This is a genomic window from Streptomyces sp. NPDC002779 (assembly GCF_042888685.1).
In the GTDB taxonomy this organism is placed as follows: domain Bacteria; phylum Actinomycetota; class Actinomycetes; order Streptomycetales; family Streptomycetaceae; genus Streptomyces.
In genome coordinates this window covers 39,486-59,712 of record NZ_JBIAQC010000009.1, presented here as the reverse complement: position 1 = coordinate 59,712, position 20,227 = coordinate 39,486, and the positions used below count along the sequence as shown (strand labels likewise).

General features: G+C 71.3%; 19 protein-coding genes and 2 tRNA genes. 15 read left to right on the top strand and 6 right to left on the bottom strand.

Annotation, left to right across the window (positions count from 1 at the left end):
• Positions 1-17: 17 nt before the first annotated feature.
• Positions 18-842 carry a GNAT family N-acetyltransferase gene (locus ACFYW5_RS24840; protein WP_389419277.1) on the top strand — a complete coding sequence of 275 codons (825 nt, stop codon included), beginning with the start codon at positions 18-20 and terminating at the stop codon, positions 840-842.
• 66 nt (positions 843-908) lie between these two features.
• Here ACFYW5_RS24840 and ACFYW5_RS24835 read toward each other — a convergent pair whose 3' ends face one another.
• On the bottom strand, positions 909-1,436 hold the full coding sequence (locus tag ACFYW5_RS24835) for a DsbA family protein (RefSeq protein ID WP_389419276.1): 528 nt from the start codon (positions 1,434-1,436) through the stop codon (positions 909-911).
• A 189-nt stretch (positions 1,437-1,625) separates the two neighbouring features.
• Here ACFYW5_RS24835 and ACFYW5_RS24830 point away from each other — a divergent pair, with 189 nt between their 5' ends.
• Both ACFYW5_RS24830 and ACFYW5_RS24825 read left to right on the top strand, forming a co-directional pair.
• The gene (locus ACFYW5_RS24830; RefSeq protein ID WP_389419275.1) at positions 1,626-2,057 is read left to right on the top strand and encodes a hypothetical protein; all 432 of its coding nucleotides are present in this window, start codon (positions 1,626-1,628) and stop codon (positions 2,055-2,057) included.
• A 155-nt stretch (positions 2,058-2,212) separates the two neighbouring features.
• A complete protein-coding gene (locus ACFYW5_RS24825; protein WP_176711650.1) occupies positions 2,213-2,365 on the top strand; it encodes a hypothetical protein in 153 nt (50 codons plus the stop codon).
• A gap of 382 nt (positions 2,366-2,747) precedes the next feature.
• On the opposite strand, the gene ACFYW5_RS24820 is transcribed toward ACFYW5_RS24825, so the two are convergent.
• On the bottom strand, positions 2,748-3,308 hold the full coding sequence (locus ACFYW5_RS24820) for a CGNR zinc finger domain-containing protein (protein ID WP_389419274.1): 561 nt from the start codon (positions 3,306-3,308) through the stop codon (positions 2,748-2,750).
• Between the two features lie 292 nt (positions 3,309-3,600).
• The gene (locus ACFYW5_RS24815) at positions 3,601-4,014 is read right to left on the bottom strand and encodes an SsgA family sporulation/cell division regulator (RefSeq protein WP_004002642.1); all 414 of its coding nucleotides are present in this window, start codon (positions 4,012-4,014) and stop codon (positions 3,601-3,603) included.
• Positions 4,015-4,205: 191 nt separating this feature from the next.
• Between ACFYW5_RS24815 and ACFYW5_RS24810 the strand changes: the two genes are divergently transcribed.
• From ACFYW5_RS24810 to ACFYW5_RS24780, 7 genes are all read left to right on the top strand, one after another.
• On the top strand, positions 4,206-4,658 hold the full coding sequence (locus tag ACFYW5_RS24810; RefSeq protein WP_389419273.1) for a TIGR02611 family protein: 453 nt from the start codon (positions 4,206-4,208) through the stop codon (positions 4,656-4,658).
• Positions 4,659-4,746: 88 nt separating this feature from the next.
• Positions 4,747-4,818, top strand: a tRNA-Val gene (locus tag ACFYW5_RS24805).
• 339 nt (positions 4,819-5,157) lie between these two features.
• On the top strand, positions 5,158-6,444 hold the full coding sequence (locus ACFYW5_RS24800) for an ABC transporter substrate-binding protein (protein WP_389419272.1): 1,287 nt from the start codon (positions 5,158-5,160) through the stop codon (positions 6,442-6,444).
• Between the two features lie 14 nt (positions 6,445-6,458).
• On the top strand, positions 6,459-7,415 hold the full coding sequence (locus ACFYW5_RS24795) for a carbohydrate ABC transporter permease (protein ID WP_389419271.1): 957 nt from the start codon (positions 6,459-6,461) through the stop codon (positions 7,413-7,415).
• Positions 7,412-8,287 (top strand): carbohydrate ABC transporter permease, encoded by an 876-nt coding sequence (locus ACFYW5_RS24790; RefSeq protein WP_389419270.1) that lies wholly within the window; start codon positions 7,412-7,414, stop codon positions 8,285-8,287. Before ACFYW5_RS24795 ends, ACFYW5_RS24790 begins: the two co-directional genes overlap by 4 nt.
• Positions 8,288-8,289: 2 nt before the next feature.
• Positions 8,290-8,880: a hypothetical protein gene (locus ACFYW5_RS24785; RefSeq protein ID WP_389419269.1), complete on the top strand. Its 591-nt coding sequence runs from the start codon at positions 8,290-8,292 to the stop codon at positions 8,878-8,880.
• 83 nt (positions 8,881-8,963) lie between these two features.
• The gene (locus ACFYW5_RS24780) at positions 8,964-11,702 is read left to right on the top strand and encodes a Tat pathway signal sequence domain protein (RefSeq protein ID WP_389419268.1); all 2,739 of its coding nucleotides are present in this window, start codon (positions 8,964-8,966) and stop codon (positions 11,700-11,702) included.
• A gap of 61 nt (positions 11,703-11,763) precedes the next feature.
• Here the strand turns inward: ACFYW5_RS24780 and ACFYW5_RS24775 are convergent, their stop codons facing one another.
• Positions 11,764-14,067 (bottom strand): SCO7613 C-terminal domain-containing membrane protein, encoded by a 2,304-nt coding sequence (locus tag ACFYW5_RS24775; protein ID WP_389419267.1) that lies wholly within the window; start codon positions 14,065-14,067, stop codon positions 11,764-11,766.
• Positions 14,068-14,151: 84 nt separating this feature from the next.
• Here ACFYW5_RS24775 and ACFYW5_RS24770 point away from each other — a divergent pair, with 84 nt between their 5' ends.
• Together ACFYW5_RS24770 and ACFYW5_RS24765 are read left to right on the top strand one after the other, a co-directional pair.
• Positions 14,152-14,598, top strand: coding sequence for an SRPBCC family protein (locus tag ACFYW5_RS24770; RefSeq protein WP_389419266.1), 447 nt, complete (start codon positions 14,152-14,154; stop codon positions 14,596-14,598).
• Between the two features lie 39 nt (positions 14,599-14,637).
• Positions 14,638-14,709: transfer RNA gene (locus ACFYW5_RS24765), tRNA-Val, on the top strand.
• Positions 14,710-14,747: 38 nt separating this feature from the next.
• Here ACFYW5_RS24765 and ACFYW5_RS24760 read toward each other — a convergent pair.
• Positions 14,748-15,473 carry a 3'-5' exonuclease gene (locus ACFYW5_RS24760; RefSeq protein WP_389419265.1) on the bottom strand — a complete coding sequence of 242 codons (726 nt, stop codon included), beginning with the start codon at positions 15,471-15,473 and terminating at the stop codon, positions 14,748-14,750.
• Between the two features lie 168 nt (positions 15,474-15,641).
• Between ACFYW5_RS24760 and ACFYW5_RS24755 the strand changes: the two genes are divergently transcribed.
• The 3 genes from ACFYW5_RS24755 to thrS all read left to right on the top strand — a co-directional run bounded on the left by ACFYW5_RS24755 (position 15,642) and on the right by thrS (position 19,493).
• A complete protein-coding gene (locus ACFYW5_RS24755) occupies positions 15,642-16,208 on the top strand; it encodes a DUF4365 domain-containing protein (protein ID WP_389419264.1) in 567 nt (188 codons plus the stop codon).
• Positions 16,205-17,425: a hypothetical protein gene (locus ACFYW5_RS24750; RefSeq protein ID WP_389419263.1), complete on the top strand. Its 1,221-nt coding sequence runs from the start codon at positions 16,205-16,207 to the stop codon at positions 17,423-17,425. The genes ACFYW5_RS24755 and ACFYW5_RS24750 overlap by 4 nt, the downstream gene beginning before the upstream one ends.
• A gap of 91 nt (positions 17,426-17,516) precedes the next feature.
• Positions 17,517-19,493 carry a threonine--tRNA ligase gene (thrS, locus tag ACFYW5_RS24745; RefSeq protein WP_389419262.1) on the top strand — a complete coding sequence of 659 codons (1,977 nt, stop codon included), beginning with the start codon at positions 17,517-17,519 and terminating at the stop codon, positions 19,491-19,493.
• A gap of 25 nt (positions 19,494-19,518) precedes the next feature.
• On the opposite strand, the gene ACFYW5_RS24740 is transcribed toward thrS, so the two are convergent.
• Positions 19,519-20,175, bottom strand: coding sequence for a potassium channel family protein (locus ACFYW5_RS24740; protein ID WP_389419261.1), 657 nt, complete (start codon positions 20,173-20,175; stop codon positions 19,519-19,521).
• Positions 20,176-20,227: the final 52 nt, after the last annotated feature.

Sequence of the window (20,227 nt, the reverse complement as noted above, 5' to 3'; positions counted from 1 at the left end):
CGGGTAGAACACCCGTGATGACCACGACCCTGCGGCCGACCGAGCCGCTCCAGCGAGATGCCGACGGGGTGCTGTCGCGCCACTTCCGGGTGTGCGTGAACAGCCGTCCCGTCGGCGCGATACACCTGGCGACGGACCCCCTGTTCGGGCCGGCCGTCGCGCGCATCAGCGACCTGCGCATCGAGGAGCCGGACCGCGGGCGCGGCCGGGGCACCGTGGCCGCGCTCGCCGCCGAGGAAGTGGCCCGCGGCTGGGGCTGCACCCGGATCGACATCAGGGTGCCGGGCGACTGCGGGCCCGCGCTGCGGCTCGCCACCGCGCTGGGCTACGTCCACCGCAACCGCGGTATGGAGAAGCAGCTCGGCACCACCCCGCCCGCCCTGCCGGAGGGCAGCCGGGGGCGGCCCATGACCCAGGGCGAGTACGAGCCGTGGGTGGAGCACGGCAATTCTCACTACGCGCAGAGCTGGATCGACCGCGGCGTGCCCGAGGACCAGGCGTGGGCCAAGGCGCTGAGCGACATGTCGACGCTCCTCCCGCAGGGCCTGGCCACCGAGGGCATGCTGATCAGCGTCCTGGAGCACGTCGGCGAGGCAGTCGGCACGCTGTGGCTGTCGGTGGCGGGGGACAAGGCGTTCGTCTACGACATCGAGGCCGACGCCCGTTTCCGCGGCCGGGGGCACGGCCGCACGCTGATGCTGCTGGCCGAGGGGCAGGCGGTGGCCGCCGGGAAGCGGACCATCGGCCTCAACGTCTTCGCGGACAACACCCCGGCCGAGCGCCTGTACGCGTCCCTCGGCTATGTGCCGGTGGGCTACTCCATGTACAAGAACCTGCTGTGAGAGTGCGAGGACCTGCGCTGAGTACGGGAAAAGGACCCGCGTTGAGTGCAGGAAGCCGCTCCGGGGTCAGCCCTGCCCGGCCTCGGCCAGCAGCCGGTCCACGATCTCCTCGATGCGTTCGCGCAGTCCCTCCTGGCTCTTGCCACCGTCGAGACGCTCGCCGCCGATGACGTACGTGGGCGTGCCGGTCACGCCGATCGCCTTGCCCTCGGCCTGGTCGGCGTCCACGATCAGGATGTGCCGGCCGTCGACGAGCGCGGTGTCGAACTCCTCGGCGTCCAGCCCGAGTTCTCCGGCCACCTGGACCAGGAAGGGCTCTCCCTGACGGTCCAGCTCCTCGACCCGGCCCAGCACCGCTTCGACGTACGGCCATCCCTGGCCCTGCTCCAGGGCCTCCTCGGCGGCCTGCGCGGCGGCGAAGGAGTGCTTGTGCTTCTCCAGCGGGAAGTGCCGCAGCCTGAGCTCCAGCCGGTCGCCGTAGCGGGCGCGCAGGGCTCGCAGGTCATCGAGGGCGGTACGGCAGTCCGGGCACTGGAGTTCGCACCACACGTCGAGGACGGGCGCGGTGGGACGGACGGGGGAGGAGTCGCTCATGGGCTCAGTCTCCCAGCCCGGTACCGTCCGGGCCCAATCAGGGATCCGCGAGCGGACCGGCACCTGCGGAGGAGCCGACCCGGAGATGTCCCTGATGTCCGGCGGGAGCATGGCCCGGCGGGGCCCGGCAGGTGCAGGATGGAGGGGACGAGGGCTCCGCGCCTGACCGAATCCTGTCTGGAGGACCGGATGATTGCCGAGACCGTCTGTTCCGCCGTAGCCGCGGCCGGCCTGGGCATCGCGGCGATCACGGCGTACCGGAAGCGTTTCCTCTCCGCGGCCCGGATCGCGGCGTACTCCCTCGTCCCGCTGGGTCTGGTGATGACCGGAGTGGTCGAGTGGCTGGCGGACACCGCGTTCAGCCCGGCCGCCTGGGCGGGCTTCGGCGTGCTCGGTGTCTCCTGGGTGCTCTTCGCGAGCACCCGGGCCGTGGAGCGCCGCCGGGGCGGCGGCACCCGCAAGGAGCGCAGGCAGGCCCGGTCCGCGCAGCGCGAGGCGGTGGCCCCGGCGGCCTCGGCACCCACCCTGGGCTCCGGCTCCCGGCCGACGGCCAGGCCCGCGGCGGCACCGCAGGAGGACTTCAGCGACATCGAGGCCATCCTGAAGAAGCACGGCATATGACGGCCCGCACAAAGGCTGAAACGACACAGGGGGTCGCCGTCCGCGCGTAATCGATCACGACCCGGACCGGACATTGCGGATTAAGGCGAACTACCGCTGCTTGCGGGCGTGTTGATCGCGCCGGGAGGGTTCACTGCGTCATCATCGCCCGCGAGATGCTGGACACGACACAGAGCGAGACCGCGCCGCCGCAGGACGAGCCGCGTGGATGCCTCTTCGCCCTTTCCCAGCCACCGCTGATGATCTTCCTTGCGGTGATCGGGTGTCTGCTGCTCATGGCTGCGCTGCACGACCTGCTGCTGCTCTGAGCCCTACCCGCGGCCCCCGGCGCCACCCGCCGGGGCCCGCGTCGACGCCGGTGCCCGGCCCCGGAGCCAGCTCGACGCCGGGGGTCTGCCCCCGGGAGCCGCACGAGGCCGGTGTCCAGCCTCTGAGTCCACGCCGGTGTCCGGCCCCGCAGCCCTACGACGCGGGTGTCCGCACCCGGAGGCAGTTCGATGCCGGCGTCCGCCCCCGGGACCCCGCACGATGCCGGTGTCCGCCCCCGCGGCCCCCGGAGCCAGCTCGACGCCGGGGTCTGCCTCCGCGATCTCGCACGATGCCGGTGTCCAGTCCTGGAGCCCTCGCGGTGCCGGTGTCCGGCCGAGCACCCTCCATGACGCCGGTGTTCGCCCCCCGCCCCCGGGGATCTCAGCCCGCCGCCTCCTTGCGTCGAGCCCGGTAGGCGGCGACGTGGAGGCGGTTGCCGCAGGTGCGGCTGTCGCAGTAGCGGCGGGAGCGATTGCGGGAGAGGTCGACGAAGGCGCGACGGCAGTCGGGGGCCTCGCAGCGCCGCAGCCGTTCCTGCTCTCCGGCGACCACGAAGATCGCCAGGGCCATGCCGCCGTCCGCCGCGAGGTGGTCGGCGACCGAGGCGCCGGGCGCGAAGTAGTGCACATGCCAGTCGTAGCCGTCGTGGTCGGTGAGCCGGGGAGTGGTGCCGGCGGCGGCGATCAGCTCGTTGATCAGACCGGCCGCGCTCCGGGCCTCCGGTGCCGCGAAGATCCCGGCGAACCTCGCCCGGATCTTGCGCACCGCGGACAGGTCCAGCTCGGAGAGCACGCCGACATCGCTGATCTCGTGCCGGCGCACGAAGTCGGCGAGGGCCGCGACGTCCGGCAGCGCCTCCTGCGTCCCGTCGTCGTCCGGTGCGGTGTTCACCAGATCCACGACAGCGTCGAGGGCGCACCGGGTGTCGTGGGTGATCAGCACATTTCGCTCCCTGGCCGGAGGGTCGGACGCGGGGGCGCCCGCCGATGCTGGCCGATGGTAGTAGCTTCGCCGACGGCGGGAGGGTCGCGCCAGGGCCTGGTAGCCGGGGGCAACCGAATGGCGCCCCGGGCGGCGAGATCAGGCCGCGCCGGGGCCGGACCCACGCACGCCGACGCCGCCCCGTGGGTGACTCACAGTGACGGCGTCGGCGCATACCGTATGCAGTTGTTTGTCCTGGGCCCGAGCCGTCTCCCCGAGTCGACGGCGCCGGGCGGCTTCGTGGTGCCCCGCTTCAGCTCTCCGCCAGAATGTGCGAGAGCTCCTGGTCGAGGTCGAAGTGCCGGTGTTCCGTGCCGGGGGGCACGGCGGCGTCTGTTCGCTTCAGGAAGGACTCCAGGGCCCGTGCCGGGGCCTCGAGCAGGGCTTCGCCCTCCGGGGAGCTCAGGGCGATGCACACGACGCCCTGGCCGTGACTGCGCGACGGCCAGACTCGGACGTCGCCGGTCCCGGTGGGTCGGTGCAGGCCCTCGGCCAGAAGGTCGCGGGCGAACACCCACTCGACGGTTTCCTCGGCTCCGGTGTGGAAGGTGGCGTGCACGGCGTAGGGGTCGGCCGTGTCGTACCGCAGGCCTGCGGGGACAGGCAGGGAGGACTCGCTCGACACAACGAGGCGCAGGTGCAGCTCGCAGCTGACCGTGGTGTTCATAAGCGCCAGGGCCTTTCGCTCAGTGTGCGCTCGGGGATTCGCACGTCGGCGAAATCGACATGCCACCTACGGTGCCGTTGTAAACCCCTCTGAGTGTTTTGCGTGCCTTTATGTAACTCTTCCGGCCGACGTCCCGTTCGCGAGGTACGACCATTCCGGTGACTCGTTTCTCTCCGGTAGGGTTTGGCCGTATGAACACGGGGAGTAGCGAGCCTGGCGAGGTGGCCATGGCGTCGAACGAGACCGAAGTGGACGGTGCGCGGAGCGAGCGGGCGCTCGGCTCCAGAGCGCCGGAATTCGTCAGGGCCCGCCGTCTGCTGCACCTGAGCTGGCAGGTGGGCGTCTTCATCATCGGCCTGGCGGTCGTCGGGGTCGGCATCGTGATGCTGCCGCTGCCCGGTCCCGGCTGGGTGGTGATCTTCGGTGGCATGGCGATCTGGGCGACCGAGTTCGTCTGGGCCCAGCTGGTGCTGCGCTGGACCAAGCGCAAGGTCACCGAGGCCGCCCAGCGAGCCCTGGATCCGAAGGTGCGCCGCCGCAACATCATCCTGACGTCGATCGGCCTCGTGATCGTGGCCGTCCTGGGCGGGATCTACCTCTGGAAGTTCGGCGTCGTGATGCCCTGGAAGATCAAGGACCAGTGATCCGCCGAGGGGGCGCGGGGGCCGGCCGGTCCATGTCCGTGCTGGTCACAGGCACCCCCTGACATGGGGTAATGTTCTTCCTGCGCCCGGGCGATTAGCTCAGTGGGAGAGCGCTTCGTTCACACCGAAGAGGTCACTGGTTCGAACCCAGTATCGCCCACCCGGGACGACGGCCCGTCTGCTGCACAGCAGACGGGCCGTCGGCGTTCGGGGCGGCGCCGGACCTCCCGTGCGTGGGGACGACTTCCGGCCGAGCCGCCTTTTTGTCCGACGCCCCGCATTCCGTTCGCCCGTCGATCCTGAGCGCCCCACCTGCGATGACTTGCCGCAGGGCGCCGCTGCCGGGCTCCGGGCGCGGCCGACCCGCCCGCCGCCTCCGCAAGAAATTCCTGTCCGAATCATTGACGCACTCCGGGGCCCTCCGTAACTTGTGCCAGCAAGCGCTTACTTGAAACGATTCATGCAGGCGGCGATGACGCTGCGGGGAGGTGGCCCAACCATGGGAACCAGCAGGAATGTTGAGAGGCGAACGATCCTGAAGGTGGCCGGTGCTTCGGCGGCCACGCTGGGTCTGGCGGCGACGACGGGGTGCGGCGGCGACAGCGGTTCCGGAGACGGGACGGTGACGCTCCGTTACGCCTGGTGGGGTGGCGAGCCGCGCACCATCGCCATCAAGAAGTCGATCGCGCTCTTCGAGAAGAAGTACCCGAAGATCAAGATCAAGCCGGAATTCACGGACTACGCGGCCTTCTGGGAGAAGTTCCAGACGCAGGCCTCCGGCGGGAATCCGCCGGATGTTTTCCAGAATGCGGTCGGCTTTCTGCGCAAGTACGACAAGCGCGGCGTTCTGATGGATCTCAAGTCGCAGGCGGACTCCGGGAATCTGAGCCTGGAGAACTTCCGCAACGGCGTTCTGGCGAACGGTCAGGTCGACGGCAAGCAGCTCGGCATCCCGGTCGGTGCCAACACCATGGCGCTGGTCATCGACCTCAAGGCCTTCGAGAAGGCAGGCGTGAAGGCGGAGTTCGGCTGGACCTGGGACGACTACTTCGACGCGCTCCAGACCATCCAGGACAAGCTGAAGATCGCCGGTGACACCGGCTACTTCGGCATCATGTACCTCTACGACCTGTATCTGCGTCAGAACGGAAAGGCCTTCTTCACCGACTCCGATCTCGGCTTCACCCAGGACGATCTGACGCAGTGGTGGGAGGACGGCTACAAGCGCGTGCGTTCCGGGCTGGTCGCCGACCCCAAGAAGATCGAGCAGGTCGCGCCCAAGTCCGGCCTGTCCGCGGGACTCGCCGCGTCCGAGTTCACCTGGGACAACTTCTCCATTCGCTACGAGGGTGAGGGCGAGTCGGACTACGGGCTGGCGCCGATCCCCACCACGGACGGCAAGGACACCGGCCAGTACCTCGGCTCCCTGATGCTCAGCGCCTTCTCCGGGACCAAGCACCCCAAGGAAGTCGCCCAGTTCATCGACTTCATGGTCCACGACCCCGAGGTCGGCAAGATCATGGGCTACGACCGCGGCATCCTCCCCACGACCGAGCAGTACGAGGCGTTCACGCCCACCGACGAGACCAACAAGGGCGTCAAGGCGTACGAGGAGGAGGTCGCCGCGGCGGGCGTGCTCGGGAAGATCACTCCGCACCCGTCCGGCGCCGATGTCATCGAGGCGGCGTTCCTGCGGCTCGGCGGTGAGGTCGCCCAGGGCAAGACCAAGCCGGCCGACGCCGCCAAGGCGCTGTTCAGCGAGGCCAAGGCCGCGTTCGCGGGCTGAGGGGACGTACCACCATGACGCTCGTCAAGGAAGCGCCCGTGCGCCCGGCCGGGAAGCGGTCCGCCGCACCCCCCGCCGGGCGGCGCGGGCGGCGCCGCGAGAACCTCGCCGGCTATCTCTTCATGTCGCCGTGGATCGCGGGCTTCCTGCTGCTCACGGCAGGACCGATGATCGCGTCGCTGTACTACGCGTTCACCAGCTACAACCTGTTCACGCCGCCCCGGTGGGTGGGGCTCGACAACTTCACGACGATGTTCCAGGACCCGCGCTGGCAGAAGTCGGTCGAGGTCACACTGAAGTACGTCGTCATCGCCACCCCGCTGAAGCTGCTGCTCGCCCTCGGTGTCGCGCTGCTGCTCGCCCAGAGCCGGCGCGGACAGGGCCTGTACCGGGCCGCGTTCTACATGCCCTCGCTCATCGGCGCCAGCGTCTCCGTGGGCTTCGTGTGGCGGGCGCTGTTCTCGGACGACGCGGTCGTGGACCGCACCCAGAAGATCTTCGGGCTGGACGTGGGCGGCTGGATCGGCAACCCCGACTACGTCCTGTACTCCCTGGTGGCCCTGAGCATCTGGCAGTTCGGCGCGCCGATGGTCATCTTCCTGGCCGGCCTCAAGCAGGTGCCGCGGGAGCTGTACGAGGCCGCCGAGGTGGACGGGGCCGGTCCGCTGCGGCGGTTCTGGAACATCACCCTGCCGATGATCTCGCCGGTGCTGTTCTTCAACGTCCTGCTGGAGTCCATCCACGCGTTCCAGGTGTTCGGCTCCGCCTACGTCGTCTCCGACACCCGGTGCGGGCCCGCCGACGCCACCCTCGTCTACACCTGTTACCTCTACCAGAAGGGCTTCAAGGAGGCCCAGATGGGCTTCGCCTCCGCGATGGCCTGGACGCTGGTGGTCGCGGTGGCGCTGGTCACGGCGGTCCTGTTCTGGTCGCAGAAGAAGTGGGTGCACTACGAGGAGGCCGCCAAGTGACCACCGCCACCAGCCCCGCCGCGCACGCCGCGAACGAGCGACGGCGCACCGGATCGATCGCCTGGCACGTGGGCGCGCTGCTCGTCCTCGCGGTCGTGCTGTATCCCGTGATCTGGGTCGTCGGTGCCTCGTTCAAGCCGAGCAAGGACATCATCGCCAGCCTCGACCTGCTGCCCACCGAGCCGGTCTGGGCGAACTTCTCCGGGCTCGCGGACGGCATCTCCGGCATCTCCATCAGCAGCTTCTTCTGGAACTCGCTGATGTACGCCGGTCTCGCCGTGGCCGGTGTCGTGGTGTCCAGCTCGCTGACCGCTTACGCCTTCGCCAAGATCGGGTTCGCCGGGCGGAACCTGCTGTTCACGCTGATGATCGGCACCCTGCTGCTGCCGTACCACGTGCTGCTCATCCCGCAGTACGTGCTCTTCCGCAACCTCGAACTCGTCGACACCCTGGTGCCGCTCGTCGCGGGCAAGTTCCTCGCGACGGAGGCGTTCTTCGTCTTCCTGATGGTGCAGTTCATGCGCGGGCTGCCGCGCGAGCTGGACGAGGCCGCCAAGCTCGACGGCTGCGGGCACCTGAGGACCTACTGGTCCATCGTGCTGCCGCTGAGCCGCCCGGCCATCATCACCAGCGCCATCTTCACCTTCATCAACGCCTGGAACGACTTCATGGGGCCGCTGATCTACCTCAACACCCCGGAGAAGTACACGGTCTCGCTCGGCCTGATGATGTTCCGCGACCAGGAGGGCATCTCCAACTACGGCAGCATGATCGCGATGTCGCTGGTGGCGCTGGTGCCGGTCATCGCCTTCTTCATGGCCTTCCAGCGGTATCTCATCGACGGTATGGCGACGTCCGGACTGAAGGGGTGACCATGGCCGAGGCCCGCACGAAGGCGCGCCGGGAATCCCTGTTCGGCGAGCGCTTCGCGCTCTTCGCCGAGGCGCTGCTCACCGGCGTGTGGATCGCCGTGGCCTGCCTCGGGGTGATCACCTACCCCGCGGCCTTCGCCGCCGGCGCCCGGCATCTGCGGCGCCGGGCCCGGCACGAGGCCGGTGGCGTGCGGGAGTTCGTCGCGGACTTCCGGGCGGCCCTGCGCGCGGGGTGGGCCGTCGGGCTGGCCGGCTGGGCGGCGGCCGCCGCGGTCTGGGTGGACGTCCAGGCCGCGCGGGCCGGGCTGCCCGGCGGGCCCCTCGTCGGCGCCGTCGGCCTGTTCGCGCTGATCGGCCTGGCCGTGGCCCTGCTGCGGGCGACGGCCCTGTGGGCACCGGGCCGCACCTGGCGGGCGCTGCTCGCGGACGCCGGACGCCGGACCGTGCTCGACCCCGCCGGTTCCTTTCTGATCATCGCCGGGCTCGCCGTGGTGGCCCTGTCCGCCGCGTTCGTCGCACCGCTCGCGGTCCCCGTCCTCGGGGCCGTCGCGGCGGCGGCCGTCGCCGTGGAGGAGCGGTACCGGCACCGCTGACCCCGCACAGGTCGGTGCCCCCTGGGCGCCGTACCGCTGTCTGTCATGCCCCTGCCCATCCCCTCCGCATGGAAGGAACGGTCATGTCTCCCATCCCTCGCAGGTCCCTCCTCAAAGCGGCCGCCGTCGCCGGCGCCGCCGCGCAGTTCAGCTGGGCGCTCGGGGCCAAGGACGCGCAGGCCGCGCCCCGCGCCGTAGCCGGTGACGGCGACCCCGTGACCCTGGACTGGCTGGAGGACGGCGGCCTCGGCGCGGCCCCCGGCTCGACCCTCGGCGTGCCCTGGCCGAAGGGCACCTTCCAGGAGGACCAGACCTTCGCGCTGACGGACGCGGACGGCAAGGCGGTGCCCGTACAGACGTGGCCGCTCGCCTACTGGCCCGACGGATCCCTCAAGTGGACCGCTCACGCGGTGAGTTCGGGCGGCGCCGGCAAGCTCACCCTCGCCGCGGGCGAGCCCGCCGCCCCCGCGAAGAAGGTCACCGTCGACAAGAGCGGCGGCACCATCGACATATCGACCGGTGTCATCACCGCGCGGATCGGCACGTCCGGCGCCACGCTGATCAAGTCCGTCACCCGCGGCTCCACCGAGATCGCCAGGAACGGCAGGCTCGTCCTGCTCCGCCAGCCCGAGATCGAGGACGAGGACCAGGGCCAGGTCAGGACCGAGCGCTTCGACGGCGCCATCGCGAAGGTCGAGGTCGAGCAGGACGGCCCGGTCCGCGCGGTCGTCCGCATCGACGGCAAGCACCGCAAGGGCAACCGCAGTTGGCTGCCCTTCTCGATCCGGCTGTACTTCTACGCGGGCGCCGACTCCTTCCGCATGGTGCACACCCTCACCTTCGACGGCACCCAGGAGCCAGGCAAGGCGAGCGGCGACTTCATCCGCGGCCTCGGCGTCCGTTTCACCGTCCCCCTGCGCGACCAGTCCTACGACCGGCACATACGCCTCGGCGGCGAGGGCACCGGCATGCTCCGCGAGGCCGTCAAGGGCATCACCGGACTGCGCCGCGACCCCGGCGCGGCCGTCCAGGCGGCCCAGTTCGAGGGCAGGAAGCTGCCCGACCCGGCCACCTGGGACCAGCGCGTCACCACCCGCCTGCAGTACATCCCCGAGTGGGGCGACTACACCCTCTCCCAGCTGTCCGCCGACGGCTTCACCGTGCGCAAGCGGACCAAGAAGGGCCACGGCTGGATCGCCGCCGGCGGCGGGCGCCGCGCGAACGGCTTCGGGTACGTCGGCGGCGTCAGCGGTGGATTCTCCTTCGGCCTGCGGGACTTCTGGGAGAAGTTCCCCGCCCAGCTCGACATCCGCGACGCCCACACCGACGCGGCCGAGGTCACCCTCTGGCTCTGGTCGCCCGAGGCACAGCCGATGGACCTGCGCTTCTACCACGACGGCATGGGCCAGGACACCTTCCCCGAGCAGCTCGAAGGCCTCAACATCACCTACGAGGACTACGAACCCGGCTTCGGCACCCCCTACGGCATCGCCCGCACCTCCGAACTCCTCTTCTGGGCCAACGAGTCGACCCCCTCGGCGGACGCGCTGGCCCAGCAGGTCGAGGCGGTACGGGTGCTGCCACAGCTCGCCGCGCCGCCCCGGCAGCTCATCAAGGCCGGCGTCTTCGGCCCCGGCCTGTACTCCGAGCCCGACCGCTCCACCCCCGCCAAGGCCAGGATCGAGGACCACCTCGACTTCCTCTTCACCTACTACAAGGACCAGGTGGAGATGCGTCGTTGGTACGGCTTCTGGGACTACGGCGACATCATGCACACCTACGACACCGTCAGGCACCAGTGGCGGTACGACATCGGCGGCTACGCCTGGGACAACTCCGAGCTGTCGCCGGACCTGTGGCTCTGGTTCGCCTACCTGCGCTCCGGACGCGCCGACATCTTCCGCTTCGCCGAGGCGATGACCCGGCACACCGGCGAGGTCGACGTCTACCACCTCGGCGAATGGGCGGGCCTCGGCACCCGGCACGGCGTCCAGCACTACGCCGACAGCGCCAAGCAGCAGCGCATCGCCAACACCACGTACCGCCGCTACTACTACTTCCTCACCGGCGACGAGCGGGTCGGCGACCTCATGCACGCCAATGTCGACTCCGACGAGACGTTCCTCGTCCTCGACCCGATCCGCAAGATCCGCACCGAGCCGTACACGCCCGACCGGCACGCGCTGTCGGTCGGCTTCGGCACGGACTGGAGCGGACTGGTCTCCGCCTGGCTGACGGAGTGGGAGCGCAAGGGGCCCAAGTGGGAGAAGGCCAAGGCGCGGGTGCTGTCGACGATGGAGACCATCGCCGCGCAGCCCAACGGCTTCGTGCAGGGCACCGGCCTCTACGACCTGGACATCGGTCGCTTCGCCGTCGCCGAGAAGCCGGTGGTGGGGGTGTCGCATCTGTCCGCGGTGTTCGGGCTCAACGAGCTGTGCGCCGAGCTCATCGACCTCGTCGACATGCCGAAGTTCAACGAGGCGTACTTCGACTACTGCCGGTACTTCAACGCCACCAAGGCCGAGCAGGCGGCGCGCTACGGGTCCAACTTCGGGAACCTGCTGCTGTTCCAGGGGCACTCGCGGCTGGATGCCTACGCCGCCGTGAAGACGGGGGACGAGAAGCTGGCCAAGCGGGCCTGGGAGAAGTTCTACAACTCCGACGGTTACCGGGAGTCGGCGCCCTGGAAGACCGTGGAGCTGAGCGGGCCGGCGGCGTTGGTGCCGGGCAGCGAGGCCGCCTGGGTGTCCACCAATGACACCGCGTTGTACGGGCTGGCCGCCATCGAGAATCTGGCGCTGCTCGGGCACAGGATGCCGTGACGGTGGTGGGGAACTGCGGGCCGGTGGGCGCCGGTCGCGCAGTTCCCCGCCCCTCTGTGGGTCAGTTCATCTTCCCGAGGATTCCCTGCACCCGCCGGACGTCCCTGATGCGCTGCTCGTACGTCGCGCCCAGGGCGAGCAGGAGGAGGCCGGCGAGGGCCGGCGGGGCCCATCGGGGGAGGGCGCCCGCCACCTGGATCAGGTAGGGGGCCAGTTCGTGCAGGGCGTCCAGGAGCAGGGTCGCGCCGCCGAGCAGGAGCGGTGCCTGGAGGTGGTGGCGGGCGCCCAGGAGGGTGACCGTGAGGGCCGCCAGGCCCAGCAGGAGGGGGCGCGTCCAGTGCGGGTCGGCCCAGACCGCGACCAGGCTCGGCAGCAGGGTCGCGGCCAGGCCCGGCCCGTACGCCGTCCAGGACGAGGTCCGTGGGTCACGGCGCCGCCGCAGGGCGCCCACGAGCAGGGCCGGGATCGTCACCGGGAGCGTGTACGCCTCCGGGGTGCCGACTTCCCAGGCCGCCAGGCGGACCCAGGCGGCCAGCACGAAGAGGGCGGCGGACGCGTAGCCGACGAGGCGGCGGTCCGGCCGGAGTGCCGTGGCCGCGGTGATCACGCCGCACAGTGCGAGGACGAGGGCCAGCACGGGCGGGTCGGTGATCGTCAGCGCGATGGCGAGCAGGCCCGCCGCGGCACCCGTCACCTCGACCGGGAGGGCCGCCCCGGCGCCGCGGGCGGCGAGCAGGGCGGCGGCCACCGGAACCGTCAGGACCAGCAGCGCGGTGTGCTGCGGTGCCCAGCCCGCGGCGGCGCCGATCGCACAGGCCAGCGCGGTGGCCCAGACGAGGGCGGCCGGCGCCGCCACGAGAGCGCGGCGCCGGGAGGCCGCCGCGAACAGGAGCGTCAGCGTGGTGAGGACGGCCAGCGTCGCGGACTGCGCGGCCAGGGCCAGGGAGGCCGCGTGCAGGGAGGCGGCCACGGCGAGGACGGTGGCCGTCGGCGCCGCCGGGACCAGGGCGAGGGCCACCACCGACAGCGCCACCACCAGACCAGCCTCGTAGGGGAGTTGAAGCACCGGCGGCAGCACGAGCGCCGTGGCCCACACCACCACCAGCGCCGCCGTCCTCGCTCCGGGGCGCGCCGAGAGCGCCAGTACCGCGGCGACGGTGGCCAGGACCAGCGGCGCCGTCTGGGACAGCGCGGGCCACGGCACCTCGGCCGTCACCGCGGCCCGGATGTCCGCCGGCGCCCCGGACCAGGGGCGGCCGATCCAGGCGAGCGGGCCCAGCAGGGTGACGGCGACGACCGGTGCCGCCCACAGCACGGCGAGCGCCTGGACCGCCGCGGACGCCTGACCGAGGCCCCGGCGCACCGGCTCGGGCAACCGCCGCACCCGTACCGACGCCAACAGGGCGACTGCGCACGCCAGATGCACCGGTACCGTCCACATCTCCGGCAGCAGCACGCGGGGGACGCCGCCCGCGGCTGCGACCAGGACCAGACCGCCCACGGGCGCCGTCACCGTCGCCGTGCGCCGGGCCGCCGCCAGGGCGATCAGCGCCGCGAGGAGGAGGAGCGCCGCCGCACGGGCGGCGGCGCTCGGACCGGTGGCCGTCCAGGACAGCCCCCCGGCCGTCAGCACGCCCCCGGCGCCCATGCCGTACGCGCCCACCGCGGCGGCGATCCGTACGGAACGGGTGGGCACCCGGAGCGCCACAGCGGTGTCGAGGCCGGCGGTGACCAGCAGTGCGGCGGCCAGCAGGTACGGGCCGGCGTCCGCCGCCAACGCCCAAAGCAGCAGCGGGAGTTGGGCCGAGGCCAGGGCGGCGGGCAGCGGCAGCCGCAGCTCCGCCGTCCTCGGCAGCAGGCCGTACGCCGTCCACAGCGCCGCGAGCACCGCCGCCGCGACCGCCGTATAGCCGACCCCGTCCACCCCGTCCACCCCGCCCAGCGCGACCTCGTGCAGCGCGTACGCGTCCAGCACCGTCAGCGCCAGACCGAGCCCCGCCACCGCCTCCGCCGTCGAGCGCAGCCCACGGGCCAGCAGCGGCAGGGGTGCCGCGAGCGCCGCCACCGTGATCGCGCCCAGCACCGCGGAGCGGCCGACGATGCCCAGGTGCCCCCAGCCGACCAGCGTGAACGCCATCGCGGCGATGGTGAGCAGGGCGCCGCCGAGCAGCAGGAGCACGTTCTGCACCCGCGGCGGTGCTGCCTCGGGGCGCGGCGGTGCGAGAACCGGCGCCGGGCGGGCCGCCTCCAGGGAGGCGACCAGCCAGCCGCGGCGGGCGAGCAACTGGAACCGGCGGGCGTCCAGTTGCCGCAGCTCGGCGTCGAGGAGCCGCAGCTCCTCGACGGGGGACGGAATGTGCGTCATGGCTTGGAGTGTGGTCCCCGTCACGCCGTACGACATGAGTGCGCGTACTCAGAACCTACTCACTTCCGGTGCCACACTCGGCCCATGGACTGGTCCCACTACCGATTCCGCAGCCTGTGGCCCCTGCCCGCGCCGCCCGCCGCCGTCTACACCGCCCTGGAGCGCGCCGACGACTACCCCTGCTGGTGGCCCCAGGTGCGCGAGGTGAACCGGCTCGACGACACCGGCGGCGTGGTGCGCATCCGCTCCCTGCTGCCGTACGACCTGACCTTCACCGCGCGGGAGACGCGGCGCGATCCGGCCGCCGGGGTGCTGGAGATCGCCCTCTCCGGCGACCTGGAGGGCTGGGCCCGCTGGACCGTCACCCCGGACGGCACCGGCAGCCTGGCCCGCTACGAGCAGGTCGTCGACGTGCGCAAGCCGCTGATGCGCGCACTGGCCGTGCCCGGACGGCCCGTCTTCCGCGCCAACCACTGGCTGATGATGCGGGCCGGACGGCGGGGCCTTGCCGCGCACTTGGAAGCGGTTTGAAGGAAACCCGCGAAGGCCTGTATGGTTCAGTGCGTTCCCGGGCGATTAGCTCAGTGGGAGAGCGCTTCGTTCACACCGAAGAGGTCACTGGTTCGAACCCAGTATCGCCCACCGGGAAAGAAGGCCGGTCCGTACGGACCGGCCTTTTCTCATGCCGCCGCCGGCAGATCCGGACGCAGCGGCCACGCCGGGTCCACCGCCTCCTCCGTGCCGCTGCGCGCGAACCACGCCTGGAGCCCCCGGGCCTGCGCCGCGTGCCACACCGCCTGCAGCATGTGCAGTTCGGCGGGTGAGAGCCGCTCGAGCCGTGCCGCGAAACGGCGCCCCACCGCCCGTACGACCTCCAGCGCGGCCAGCGCGTCCGCGCCCGCGTCATGCGCGCCGTCCAGGGCGACCCCGTAGTGCGCGCACAGGTCGGTGAGCGTGCGCCGGCCCTTGCGATAGCGGTCCAGATGCTTGTCCAGCACCCTCGGATCGAGCACCAGCAGCGGAGCCGTCTCGAACCAGTGGTCCAGGGACGACGCCCGATGGCGGCGCAGCTCACGATCGAGGATCGTCAGGTCGAACGGCGCGTTCATCACCACCAACGGGCGTCCCGCCAGGGCCTGTTCGGCCAGTCGTGCGGCTATCTCGTGCATCACCGGCGCGGGCCAGCGGCCGTTGCGCTGCAGCTGCTCCTCCGTCAGTCCGTGCACCGCCGTCGCCGCCTCCGGCACCGGCACGCCCGGGTTCACCAGCCACCGGGTCACCCGCGGCCGGGCGCCCGGGGTGTCCTGGACCACGATCGCCGCCGACACGATCCGGTCGGTCTCGACATGTACGCCGGTCGTCTCCGTGTCGAATGCCGCCAGCGGGCCCTCATACCAGCTCGCCATATCTCCACAACCCCTCGCTCACCCACGGCAGCTGACGCACCGTCTTCTGCCGGTTCGGTGATACCCGGGCTGTTTGCGCCGTACGCCCGAAGGACAGAACAGGAGTGCGGGTCCTTGCAGTTCAGCGGCCCGGCAGGGGGATTCCTTTGGCGTGGAAGGCTGTTCGTCATGGCGATAGCGCAGCCCGAGCGGAGCGGGCTGCTGCCCGAGCGCACGGGCCCCCATCGCGGCACACTCGCCACCACCGCCTGCATGGAGACCTTGCAGGTGGGCTATCTGCACGCCGTCGCGGCGGCCGCCGGGTGCTCGCTGTCGCAGCCGTTCCCGGACAACGGCATCGACTGGCACGTCAGCCACAGCGCACCCGGCCACACGGTCGACGACGAGGTCACCATCAAGGTGCAGCTCAAGGCCACCTACCAGATCCCGCCCAACCCCCCGGGCCGCACCTTCTCCTTCACGCTGGACAACGACCACCTGCGCAAGCTCGCCCGCACCCCGGTCTCCGTGCACAAGATCCTCGTCGTGATGCTCGTCCCGCGCTCACCGGACGACTGGCTGCGCGCCAGCCACGACCGGCTCGACCTCAGGCACTGCTGCTACTGGGTCAACCTCGCGGGGCATCCGGTCACCGGCCGCACCCGGACCACCGTGCGGATCCCGACCGCACGCATCTTCGACGACCGTGCGCTGTGCGAGATCATGACGCGGGTCGGGACGGGAGGCATACCATGACGCACCGCCCCATCGAGGAGCCCCGGCGGCCGGTCGGGCCGCACCCGGCCGACCCCGCCGGCTGGTACCGGCCCCCCGAGCCCGACCAGGTCGACCCCGCCGTCCTCAGCGCCCTGCTGCGCCGGCACGGCTGGCGGCGCCGCGGCGGCGCCGCGGGACGCTACGGCCGCTGGACCCCGCCCGGACCGGACGGCGGCGGGACCAGCCTGCTCGTGCCCGAGAGCCGCGCCTTCCCCGACAGCGACGACCTGCTCGGCGAGGCGCTCGCCGCCCTCGCCCGCAGCGGCACTCCCTCCGCCCGCGAGGTGCTGGTCTGCCTCGCCGTACCGAGCGACGAGATCCGCTGGTGGCGGGACGTGCCCACCGGCCCCGCCGGCACCACCTCCTGGACCGTCGAGGAGCAGCTGCGCAGCGCCGCCCGCCAGACACTCCTCGCCGCCGCCCTCGCCACCCGCGCGCGTGCCGGCTACCACGGCGCCCGGCACCGCCGCCCCGCTGCCGCGATGCTGGAGAACGTCCTGGTCGGCTCCCCGGCCGGCGGCCGGAACCTGACCGCCTTCGTGCCCGTCGGCACCGGCCGCCCGCTCGCCGTACGCCTGCACCAGGCGCTGTACGCCGCCCGCGAGGCCATCGACTACCGGCGCGCCACCGGCGGCATGGACGCCTTCGACGGCGCCGTCGAGGCCGGCGTCAGCCGCGAACTCACCGAGGCCCTGATCGCCCTCGTCCGGGGCACCGAGGGCGCGCGCATCGCGGTGGAGTGGGCGCCCGCCGCCGCGGTCCCCGACGGTTGTGCGGCCGGTGCCGAGGCCGTCGAGTTCTCCCCGGGCGACCTGCCGGTGCTGCGCGAGGCCGGGGCCCGCTATCTGCGCGCGGAACCGTCCGTGGCGGTGCGCGTCACCGGCGCCGTGGTCCGGATGCGCCGGTCGGGGCCGCGCGGCGAGGGGGCGGTACGGCTGCGGGTGCTGGCCGGCGCCGAGATCCCGCACGTCCGGCTGACCCTGGACGAGGAGTCCTACCGGATCGCCGGCCACGCCCACCTGGTCGGACTGCCGGTGCGGGTGCACGGGCGGCTGGAGAGCCGGGGCGGCTTCCGCAAGCTCACCGGCGTCCGTGGCGTCGTACCCGTGCAGGTCGACGAGGCGGAACGGGACCGGCTGATGAAGTCGCTCCAGGAGAATCTCGACTGCTTCGAGGAAGCCTGCGGAGGGGATTGATTTCGCCCTGACCGGGTGCGGGTCGGTACGATCCCGTCATGCGTGCGCTCCCGGTATGGCGCCGCAGCCCCCCTTCAGTCAGGAGAGACCGGTGTCAGACGTCCGTGTGATCATCCATCGCGATTCCGAGCGGGAAGAGCGCGTGGTGACGACGGGCACTACGGCCGCCGAGCTCTTCGCAGGCGAGCGCTCGATCATCGCCGCGCGCGTGGGCGGCGAGCTCAGGGACCTGTCGTACGTCCTGGCCGACGGCGAGGAGGTCGAGGGCGTCGAGATCTCCTCCGAGGACGGCCTGAACATCCTGCGCCACTCCACCGCGCACGTCATGGCGCAGGCCGTGCAGGAGCTGTTCCCCGAGGCCAAGCTCGGCATCGGACCGCCGGTCAAGGACGGCTTCTACTACGACTTCGACGTCGAGAAGCCGTTCACGCCCGAGGATCTCAAGGCCATCGAGAAGAAGATGCAGGAGATCCAGAAGCGCGGGCAGAAGTTCGCCCGCCGCGTGGTGACCGACGAGGCCGCCCGCGCGGAACTCGCGGACGAGCCCTACAAGCTGGAGCTGATCGGCCTCAAGGGCGCCGCGTCCTCCGACGACGGCGCGGACGTCGAGGTCGGCGCCGGCGAGCTGACGATCTACGACAACCTGGACGCCAAGACCGGCGAGCTGTGCTGGAAGGACCTCTGCCGCGGTCCGCACCTGCCCTCGACCCGCCTGATCCCGGCGTTCAAGCTGATGCGCAACGCCGCGGCCTACTGGCGCGGCAGCGAGAAGAACCCGATGCTCCAGCGCATCTACGGCACCGCTTGGCCTTCCAAGGACGAGCTCAAGGGCTACCTGGACTTCCTCGCCGAGGCCGAGAAGCGCGACCACCGCAAGCTGGGCAGCGAGCTGGACCTGTTCTCCATCCCGGAGCAGATCGGCTCCGGCCTCGCCGTCTTCCACCCCAAGGGCGGCATCGTCCGCCGCGTGATGGAGGACTACTCGCGCCGTCGGCACGAGGAAGAGGGCTACGAGTTCGTCTACACCCCGCACGCCACGAAGGGGAAGCTCTTCGAGACGTCCGGGCACCTGGACTGGTACGCCGACGGCATGTACCCGCCCATGCAGCTCGACGAGGGCGTGGACTACTACCTCAAGCCCATGAACTGCCCGATGCACAACCTGATCTTCGACGCGCGCGGCCGCTCGTACCGTGAACTGCCGCTGCGCTTCTTCGAGTTCGGGACCGTGTACCGGTACGAGAAGTCGGGCGTCGTGCACGGCCTCACCCGGGCGCGTGGCTTCACGCAGGACGACGCGCACATCTACTGCACCCGCGAGCAGATGTCGGAGGAGCTCGACAAGACGCTCACCTTCGTGCTCGGGCTGCTGCGGGACTACGGTCTGACCGACTTCTACCTGGAGCTGTCCACCAAGGACCCGGAGAAGTTCGTCGGCTCGGACGAGGTCTGGGAGGAGGCGACCGAGACGCTGCGCCAGGTCGCCGAGAAGCAGGGCCTGCCGCTGGTCCCGGACCCGGGCGGCGCCGCCTTCTACGGCCCGAAGATCTCCGTGCAGACCAAGGACGCCATCGGCCGTACCTGGCAGATGTCGACGATCCAGCTCGACTTCAACCTGCCCGAGCGCTTCGACCTGGAGTACACCGGCCCCGACGGCTCCAAGCAGCGCCCGGTCATGATCCACCGTGCGCTGTTCGGCTCCATCGAGCGGTTCTTCGCGGTGCTGCTGGAGCACTACGCGGGCGCCTTCCCGGCGTGGCTGGCGCCGGTGCAGGCGATCGGCATCCCGGTCGGCGACGCGCACGTCGAGTACCTGGAGAAGTTCGCCGCGGAGGCCAAGCGCAAGGGGCTGCGGGTCGAGGTGGACTCGTCGTCCGACCGCATGCAGAAGAAGATCAGGACGGCGCAGAAGCAGAAGGTGCCGTTCATGATCATCGTGGGGGACGACGACATGAACGGCGGCACGGTGTCGTTCCGCTACCGCGACGGCTCGCAGGAGAACGGCATCCCCTTCGAGGAGGCCCTCGCGAAGATCGCGAAGGTCGTCGAGGAGCGGACGCAGGTCTGATCCGGCTGTCGGGCCCCTGGAGAGTTCAGCTCCCCGGGGGCCTTTCGTCGTCCTCCCGGGAGAACACCTGGATCAGCCACGACGAGAACGAGCCGGTGACCGCGCCGAGCAGGGCCAGGCCGCCCGCCATCATGCCGACGGCGATCAGCCGGCCCCAGAAGGTGACGGGGGTGACGTCGCCGTAGCCGACCGTGGTGAGCGTGGCGCAGGTCCACCAGACGGCGTCCCCGAAGGTGTGCATGGAGGTGCCGGGCGCCCCGCGCTCCTGCTGGTACACCGCCAGGGCGCCCGCGAAGCCGAGCAGCACGGCCGACACCCCCGCGTAGGTGATCACGCGCGCGTACAGCGACAGCCGGGGCTGCCCGTGCCGGCGCTGGACCGCCTCGTACAGCCGGACGATGCGCAGCGGGCGCAGCAGCGGCAGCAGCACCACCAGCGCGTCCAGCCAGTTCGTCCGTACGAAACGCAGCCCCTGGCCGCCGAGGCGCCAGCGGACCGCGTAGTCCACGACGAACAGCGCCCAGGCGCCCAGCATCACCGCCAGGGTCACATCCGGTCCCAACCCGGTCGGACCGGTGGCCAGGACGCGGACCGCGTAGGCGATGAGGAAGGCGACGGACGCCACAGCGAGCGGCACCTCGGTGCGCTGCTCCCAGCGGCCCCGACGGTCGTCTTCGTACACGGGCCCAGCTTCGCCCGAGCCGCCGTCCCGCGAGCCCCGGCGACACGGCTCG

Coding starts and splice junctions, on each gene's coding strand:
- ACFYW5_RS24840 (WP_389419277.1), top strand. CDS start 18: ATGACCACGACCCTGCGGCCGACCGAGCCGCTCCAGCGAGATGCCGAC.
- ACFYW5_RS24835 (WP_389419276.1), bottom strand. CDS start 1,436: ATGAGCGACTCCTCCCCCGTCCGTCCCACCGCGCCCGTCCTCGACGTG.
- ACFYW5_RS24830 (WP_389419275.1), top strand. CDS start 1,626: ATGATTGCCGAGACCGTCTGTTCCGCCGTAGCCGCGGCCGGCCTGGGC.
- ACFYW5_RS24825 (WP_176711650.1), top strand. CDS start 2,213: ATGCTGGACACGACACAGAGCGAGACCGCGCCGCCGCAGGACGAGCCG.
- ACFYW5_RS24815 (WP_004002642.1), bottom strand. CDS start 4,014: ATGAACACCACGGTCAGCTGCGAGCTGCACCTGCGCCTCGTTGTGTCG.
- ACFYW5_RS24810 (WP_389419273.1), top strand. CDS start 4,206: ATGAACACGGGGAGTAGCGAGCCTGGCGAGGTGGCCATGGCGTCGAAC.
- ACFYW5_RS24800 (WP_389419272.1), top strand. CDS start 5,158: ATGGGAACCAGCAGGAATGTTGAGAGGCGAACGATCCTGAAGGTGGCC.
- ACFYW5_RS24795 (WP_389419271.1), top strand. CDS start 6,459: ATGACGCTCGTCAAGGAAGCGCCCGTGCGCCCGGCCGGGAAGCGGTCC.
- ACFYW5_RS24785 (WP_389419269.1), top strand. CDS start 8,290: ATGGCCGAGGCCCGCACGAAGGCGCGCCGGGAATCCCTGTTCGGCGAG.
- ACFYW5_RS24780 (WP_389419268.1), top strand. CDS start 8,964: ATGTCTCCCATCCCTCGCAGGTCCCTCCTCAAAGCGGCCGCCGTCGCC.
- ACFYW5_RS24775 (WP_389419267.1), bottom strand. CDS start 14,067: ATGACGCACATTCCGTCCCCCGTCGAGGAGCTGCGGCTCCTCGACGCC.
- ACFYW5_RS24770 (WP_389419266.1), top strand. CDS start 14,152: ATGGACTGGTCCCACTACCGATTCCGCAGCCTGTGGCCCCTGCCCGCG.
- ACFYW5_RS24760 (WP_389419265.1), bottom strand. CDS start 15,473: ATGGCGAGCTGGTATGAGGGCCCGCTGGCGGCATTCGACACGGAGACG.
- ACFYW5_RS24755 (WP_389419264.1), top strand. CDS start 15,642: ATGGCGATAGCGCAGCCCGAGCGGAGCGGGCTGCTGCCCGAGCGCACG.
- ACFYW5_RS24750 (WP_389419263.1), top strand. CDS start 16,205: ATGACGCACCGCCCCATCGAGGAGCCCCGGCGGCCGGTCGGGCCGCAC.